This is a genomic window from Nesterenkonia aerolata (assembly GCF_031470965.1).
GTDB lineage: Bacteria > Actinomycetota > Actinomycetes > Actinomycetales > Micrococcaceae > Nesterenkonia > Nesterenkonia aerolata.
The window spans coordinates 1-1299 of sequence record NZ_JAVKGR010000044.1; the positions used below are offsets into that span (position 1 = coordinate 1).

Annotated in this window: 1 protein-coding gene; it reads left to right on the forward strand. The window is 62.4% G+C overall.

Annotation, left to right across the window (positions count from 1 at the left end; all coding sequences use genetic code 11):
- The first annotated feature begins 51 nt into the window (after window positions 1–51).
- Window positions 52–1292 (forward strand): IS3 family transposase gene (locus tag RIL96_RS13235; protein ID WP_310549481.1). Its coding sequence is split into 2 segments (ribosomal slippage): window positions 52–349 and window positions 349–1292, totalling 1242 coding nucleotides; the frame shifts between segments, so codons are not numbered across the junction.
- Window positions 1293–1299 lie beyond the last annotated feature (7 nt).

The following is a 1299-nucleotide window of genomic DNA, read 5'->3' on the forward strand; positions in this document are numbered from 1 at the left end:
TGAACCGTCCTGGGTCTTGTTCCGATCTGTTGAGCAGAGAGGATAGGGACTATGGCCAAGAGGTACAGCCCGGAGTTCAAAGAGCGGGCGAGCAGGATGGTGGAGGATCATCAGCGGGTACATGCCTGCTCGAAATGGCGCGCCGCTGAGGCAGTGGCCTCCAAGCTGGGAGCTTCTTCCCACACCGTCTATGGGTGGCTGAAGCGGACCCGTCAGGTCAATGACCAGTCCAGCACCTCAGACGATGAGCCTGCTGAGGCGCAGAAGCGCATCGCGGCCCTGGAGGCTGAGGTCCTCGAGCTGCGACGGGCCAACGAGATCCTGAAGTCTGCCTCGGCGTTTTTCGCCAAGGAGCTCGACCGTCCCACCACGAGATGATCCGGTTCATCGACGAGCACCGGAATCGCTTCGGGGTCGAGCTCATCTGCCGCGTGATGGACGAGGCAGATGGTGGGTTCATCACCTCCCGCGGATACCGAGCCGCCAAAGCGCGCATCCGGTCAGCTCGGGCGTTGAAGGACGGCCTGCTGATTCCCGAGATCCAGCGGATCCACGCGGCCAACTATGGCGTCTATGGGGTGCGGAAGATGTGGCATGCCATGCGCCGGGAAGGCTGGGAGATCGGTCGGGATCAGACTGCTCGGTTGATGCGTGCTGCCGGGGTCGAAGGCGCAGTGAGAGGCCGTAGACCCCGGACCACGGTGGCCGCCCCGGTGCCGGATCATCGTCCGGATCTGGTGGAGCGGAACTTCAAAGCCCCCGCCCCGGGCAGGCTGTGGGTCGCTGACATCACCTATGTGCGCACTGTTGCAGGGTTCGTCTATACCGCCTTCGTCACCGATGCCTACAGCCGTCGGATCGTCGGGTGGGCCACTCGTTCGACGATGACCACCGAGGCGCTGTCGTTGGAAGCGCTGGAGCATGCCCTGGCGACTGCCAAACGCCAGGAAGATGCCCAACTGGTGCATCACTCGGACAGAGGTTCGCAGTATGTGGCGATCGCCTATACCGACAAGCTCGCTGATCACGGCATCCGCCCTTCGGTGGGCACTGTTGGGGATTCCTATGACAATGCTCTGGCCGAGAGCGTCAATGGGCTGTATAAGACCGAGCTGATCTACTCCCAGCCGGCGTGGGCTTCGCTGACGGAGGTGGAGTTCGCCACGATGAACTGGGTCCACTGGTGGAACACTGCCAGGCTGCACGAGAACCTCGGGCAGCAGACCCCGGCAGAAGTTGAGAGCGCCTACTATGAACAGCGGACCGAGTCCGCACCAAAATCTCGGAACTAAACCCAGG